The sequence below is a fragment of the Streptomyces calidiresistens genome (assembly GCF_014141525.1).
GTDB classification, from domain to species: domain Bacteria; phylum Actinomycetota; class Actinomycetes; order Streptomycetales; family Streptomycetaceae; genus Streptomyces; species Streptomyces calidiresistens.
In genome coordinates this window covers 1-5,655 of record NZ_VKHS01000337.1, presented here as the reverse complement: position 1 = coordinate 5,655, position 5,655 = coordinate 1, and the positions used below count along the sequence as shown (strand labels likewise).

Below are 5,655 nucleotides of genomic sequence, written 5' to 3'. Positions count from 1 at the left end.
CCCACTTCTACGAGGGCAGAGGGGTGGCGGCCGTGGCCCACGGGGTCCGCACGGCGGTGGCCGCCGGCTGCAAGACCGTGGTGCTCACCAACGGCTGCGGCGGTGTCCGGCCCGGGATGCGACCCGGGCGACCTCCGAGGAGCTGGCCACGGGCGACACCCTGGAGATCTCCGGTGAGGATTACGAGGTCATCGGCATCGCCACGCCGGACAGCGGGGAGGCCGGGGCGGAGGTGTACCTGCCGCTGGACGTGGCGCAGGAACTCGCGGGCGGGGACCCGGTGATCAGCACGGTGTACGTGCGGGTCACGGACTCCCGGCTGATCGGTGAGGTGGCGGACGCGGTCACCGCGAACATCGCGGACACCGAGGTCACCACGGCCTCCGAACTGGCCGAGACCGTCTCCGGATCCCTGGGCACCGCCGCCGGGTTGGCCGAGGGGGTGGGCCGGTGGCTCTCGGTGATCGTGTTGGTGGTGGCGTTCGGGGTGGCCGGACTGCTGGCCGCCGGCGCGGTGGGCCGCCGGGTGCGGGAGTTCGGCACGCTCAAGGCGTTGGGGTGGTCCCGGGGTCGGGTGACCCGCCAGGTCACGGCGGAGTCGATGGCGACCGGCCTGGTGGGCGGCGCGCTGGGCCTGCCGGCGGGTCTGCTGGGCGCCCGGGCGATCAGCTCCCTGGCCCCCTCGCTGACGGCGGAGTGGGGCGCGGGGTCGCTTCCCGGCGCCGGTGGACTGGACCGGATCACCGGCGGTTTCTCCGGCGGCCCGGGCGGGGGCGGGGACGCCTCCCGGTTGCGCCCCTTCGCCGGTGGGGCGGGACCCCCGGCCCCGCGCGGCGCGGTGCCGGTGCGCGAGGCGGCGCGACTCACCCTGCCGGCGAACGGCGCCCGCCGGATCGCCCTCACCTTCGACGACGGACCGCACCCCGAGTGGACCCCGCGGATCCTGGAGACCCTGCGCCGGTACCGGACGCCCGCGACCTTCTTCGTCATCGGCGAGAACGTCCGCGCCCACCCCGACCTGCTGCGGGAGGTCGCGGCCGACGGCCACCTGATCGCCAACCACTCCTGGTCCCACCCCCGCCTGGACCATCTCCCCCGGTCCCGGGTCCGGGAGGAGTTGGAGCGGACCTGCGACCTGCTGGCCGGGGTCCTGGGCGCCCCGCCCCACTGGGCCAGGGCCCCCTACGGCGCCTGGCACCCCCCTTCCCTGGAGGTCTGTGCGGAGCTGGGCATGGAGCCCCTGGGCTGGTCCATCGACACCGAGGACTGGACCCGGCCCGGCAGCTCCGCCATCTCCCGGGCGGTACTGGACGGGGCCCATCCCGGGGGGATCGTGCTGGCCCACGACGGCGGCGGGGACCGTTCGCAGAGCGCGTCCGCGCTCGACCACTACCTGCCGAGGTTGCTGGACCGGGGGTGGACGATGGTCCGTCCGGTCTGACGCCTGCCGTCCGAACCCTCCGGGCTCTCCCGCCGCCCCGGGGCGCCCCGCTCCCACCGTCCGTGGGAGCTCCCCCACCCGGACGCGCTTTTGTGGTGATTCACCCATAATTGTCATGTGTGGTCCGTGGCAGTCCTGTGCAGCCGCACTCGCCCGGACCGGAGGAGGTGAGTTCGATGGCGGACGTCTCTTCGCGACGGGGTGATCTCGCCGGGCACCCCGACATGTCGGAGATGCAGGCCCGCTATTCCCGTGTCCTGGGGGGCCGGGACGTGGCGCTCGTGGACGGTCCGGTGTTCCTCGCGGGCCTCTACTGCGCCGTCTCCCCATGGGTGGTGGACGCGATCGGGGTCGGCCAACCGGACCTGATCGTGCACAACCTGGTGCTGGGTCTCGCCATCGCCCTGGTGGCACTGGGGTTCACCCTGGCTCCCGCGCGCATGTACGGCCTGAGCTGGGCCATGTGCGCGATCGGCGCCTGGCTGATCATCTCTCCGTGGGTGGTCGGCACCGATCCCTCGGCCGCCGTCATCTGGAACAACATCCTGGTGGGGGCGGTGGTGCTGGTGCTCGGCCTGGTCTGCGCCCAGCAGGTGATGCGCAACCGCGGTACGTCGCGGTAGCCGTCGCGGAAGGGGGCGCGATCCGGCCCCCCTTCCGTTCCGCACGGCCCGGGGTTCCCCGACCGACCGGTCGGGGAACCCCGGGCCGTCGCCCGTCCGGGCCCCGGGGTGGGGGGACGCGCCGGGTCCCGGGGCGTGACCCATCGTGACGATTTATGCAACCGATTGCACCAAAACCCCGGACGGAACCGCCGAAGGAGGCGGGTAATCCGGGTTTCCCTGTGACATCTCTTGTCCGGCCAGGCTTTTACCAGCACGATGTAGCCCCATCGCGCCCGATGATGGCGGCCATGACAACAAGCCTTTGCAGGAATCCGCGGTCTTCCCTGCCCGCGCACCTCCCGGGGGTCGGCCGTCGGAAGACGGGACGCGATCTGGAGAGGACGACTCCGAGGGGAGACAGCTCAACGATGAGAGTCAGCACGAAGGTCCTCGCCGGGGCCTGCGCCGTCACGATGGTGGCGATCACCGCCCCCGTCGCGATGGGCGCGTCCGGCGACAAGCCGGACAGGCCCGACAAGCCGGGGAAGGGGGCCGGCTACGAACTCGGCCACGAGGTCCTCGGTCCGCGGGACGGCTGGGGCGCCCACGGCGCCGGCACCAGCGGTGGCGCCTCCGCGGCGCCGGAGAACATCCACACCGTCACCAACCGCGCGGAACTGCTCGCGGCGCTGGGACCGCAGAGCAACGACACCCCCAAGATCATCCATGTCAAGGGCACCATCGACATGAACGTCGACGAGGCCGGCAACCCCCTGGAGTGTGCCGACTTCGCCGACCCCGAGTACTCCCTGGAGGCCTACCTCGAGGCCTACGACCCGGAGACGTGGGGCATGACCGATCGCCCCTCCGGTCCGCTGGAGGACGCCCGGGTCCGCTCGTACCGCAACCAGTCCCAGCAGATCTACCGCCTGCCCTCCAACACCACCCTGGTGGGACTGGGGAAGGACGCCCGCATCGAGGGCGCGGCGATGTACATCCGCGACGTGCGCAACGTCATCGTCCGGAACATCACCTTCGCCGAGGTCGAGGACTGCTTCCCGCAGTGGGACCCGCGGGACGGTTCCTCGGGCAACTGGAACTCCGAGTACGACGCGATCTGGGTCCACGGCTCCACCAACGTCTGGCTGGACCACAACACCTTCAAGAGCGGCGGACGCCCGGACACCGAGTACTTCGGCCGGCCGTTCATGCGGTACGACGGCTCCGTCGACATCACCCGCGGCTCCGACCTGGTCACCGTCTCGTGGAACCACTACGACGACTACGACAAGGGCATGCTGATCGGCGGCGGGGACGGCCACTCCGAGGACATCGGGAAGCTGCGCGTCACCTACCACCACAACCTGTTCGAGAACGTGCTCCAGCGCTCCCCGCGGGTGCGGCGCGGCCAGGTGCACGTCTACAACAACCACTACCTGGTCAACGACGAGGCCTCCGGCGCCTTCGACTACGCCTGGGGCGTCGGCCTGGACTCCATGATCCACGCGGAGAACAACTACTTCGAGGGGCCGATCGGCCCCGACCGGATCGCCTACCGCTGGAACGGCACGGACCTGTACGAGAAGGGGACATACCTCAACGGCTTCGGGAAGAAGCACCTGGTCGACGTGGTGGCCGAGCACAACGCCGCCCGCCCGGGCCAGGAGATCGGCACCGACGTCGGCTGGACGCCGTGGTTGTACGAGAGGATCGACCCGGTCGCCAAGGCCGTGAAGGACATCGAGAAGGGCGCGGGCGCGGGCAGGCTCTGAGCCGCTCCCCCCGCCTCGACGCCCCTCGCGTCGCGGCGCCCCGTCGGTGGACGCACCACCGGCGGGGCGCCGCCGGTGCGGGCCCCGACGGGCCGGACCCCCGGCCGCCGTGGGCGACCGGGGGTCCGGGGGTGGTCCGACGCGGGGAGGCGGAGGGATCACCCGTCACGCACGTCGCGCGGGATGCTCGCGCGCCGCGGCTCACACGTCACACGTCGAAGTAGAGCTCGAACTCGTGCGGGTGCGGACGCTGCTGCATCGGGGCGATCTCCTTCTCGCGCTTGAAGTCGATCCAGGTCTCGATCAGGTCGGCGGTGAAGACGCCACCGGCCTGCAGGTACTCGTTGTCCTCCTCGAGCGCCTTGAGGACCTCCGGCAGCGAGGTCGGCACCTGCGGGATGCCCGCGTGCTCCTCGGGGGCCAGCTCGTAGAGGTCCTTGTCCACCGGCTCGGCGGGCTCGATCTTGTTCTTCACGCCGTCCAGGCCGGCCAGCAGCAGGGCCGAGAAGGCCAGGTACGGGTTGGAGGACGGGTCCGGGGCGCGGAACTCGACCCGCTTGGCCTTCGGGTTGGAGCCGGTGATCGGGATGCGCATCGCGGCGGAACGGTTGCGCTGCGAGTACACCAGGTTCACCGGGGCCTCGAAGCCCGGCACCAGACGGTGGTAGGAGTTCACCGTCGGGTTGGTGAAGGCCAGCAGCGACGGGGCGTGCTTCAGGATGCCGCCGATGTAGTAGCGGGCGGTGTCGGACAGACCCGCGTAGCCCTGCTCGTCGTAGAACAGCGGGCTGCCGCCGCTCCACAGGGACTGGTGGACGTGCATGCCGGAGCCGTTGTCGCCGAAGATCGGCTTGGGCATGAAGGTCGCGGTCTTGCCGTTGCGCCAGGCGACGTTCTTCACGATGTACTTGAAGAGCATCAGGTCGTCGGCGGCGGCCAGCAGGGTGTTGAACTTGTAGTTGATCTCGGCCTGACCGGCGGTGCCGACCTCGTGGTGCTGGCGCTCGACCTCCAGGCCGGCCCTCATCAGCTCCAGGGTGATCTCGGCGCGCAGGTCGGCGAAGTGGTCCACCGGCGGGGCCGGGAAGTAGCCGCCCTTGTAGCGCACCTTGTAACCGCGGTTGCCGCCCTCCTCGATGGCGCCGGTGTTCCAGGCGCCCGCCTCGGAGTCGATGTAGTAGTAACCGGCGTTCGACTTGGTCTCGAACCGCACGTCGTCGAAGACGTAGAACTCGGCCTCGGGGCCGAAGTAGGCGGTGTCGGCGATACCGGAGGAGGCCAGGTAGGCCTCGGCCTTCTTCGCGATGTTCCGCGGGTCGCGGCTGTAGGCCTCGCCCGTGATCGGGTCGTGGATGAAGAAGTTGATGTTGATGGTCTTGTCCTTGCGGAACGGGTCCACCCGCGCCGTGGACAGGTCCGGGACCAGAGCCATGTCGGACTCGTGGATGGCCTGGAAGCCGCGGATCGACGAGCCGTCGAACATCAGCGACTCGGCCGGGTCGAAGGCCACGGCCGGAATGGTGACGTGCTGCATGATGCCCGGCAGGTCGCAGAATCGGACATCGATGAACTTGACGTCCTCGTCCGCGATGTACTTCTTGATCTCGTCGGCGTTCTGGAACATCCGAATGTCCTCCCAGCCCGCCTGGACCGGCGGGACGTTTCGCAGCTCGGGGTGCAGTCCGGTGGCCTGCCGCGGCCGACACTAAAGAGCCGCCATTACCCGGGCATGACCCGACTGTTTCGCCGATGTTAACCGGCGAACCCCCGCCCGAACCGGTCACCGGGCCGTGCCCGGGGTGTTTCGCCGGTTAACATCGGCGAAACAGTCGGGTCA

The 5,655-nt window shown here is 70.4% G+C and carries 4 protein-coding genes and 1 pseudogene; 4 read left to right on the top strand and 1 reads right to left on the bottom strand.

What is annotated here, in order from left to right; all coding sequences use genetic code 11:
- The 4 genes and pseudogenes from FOE67_RS14805 to FOE67_RS14790 form a co-directional block, all read left to right on the top strand.
- Positions 1-134: pseudogene (locus tag FOE67_RS14805) on the top strand (purine-nucleoside phosphorylase); the annotation flags it as partial.
- Positions 95-1,441: a polysaccharide deacetylase family protein gene (locus tag FOE67_RS14800; protein WP_323384948.1), complete on the top strand. Its 1,347-nt coding sequence runs from the start codon at positions 95-97 to the stop codon at positions 1,439-1,441. The pseudogene FOE67_RS14805 and the gene FOE67_RS14800, both read left to right, overlap by 40 nt.
- Before the next feature lie 176 nt (positions 1,442-1,617).
- Complete coding sequence (locus FOE67_RS14795; protein WP_182664427.1) at positions 1,618-2,064, top strand: SPW repeat protein; 447 nt, start codon at positions 1,618-1,620, stop codon at positions 2,062-2,064.
- 410 nt (positions 2,065-2,474) lie between these two features.
- Positions 2,475-3,818, top strand: a complete 1,344-nt coding sequence (locus tag FOE67_RS14790) for a pectate lyase family protein (RefSeq protein ID WP_182664425.1) — start codon at positions 2,475-2,477, stop codon at positions 3,816-3,818.
- A gap of 208 nt (positions 3,819-4,026) precedes the next feature.
- Here the strand turns inward: FOE67_RS14790 and glnA are convergent, their stop codons facing one another.
- Positions 4,027-5,442: a type I glutamate--ammonia ligase gene (gene glnA, locus FOE67_RS14785; RefSeq protein ID WP_182664423.1), complete on the bottom strand. Its 1,416-nt coding sequence runs from the start codon at positions 5,440-5,442 to the stop codon at positions 4,027-4,029.
- Between the last annotated feature and the right edge of the window lie 213 nt (positions 5,443-5,655).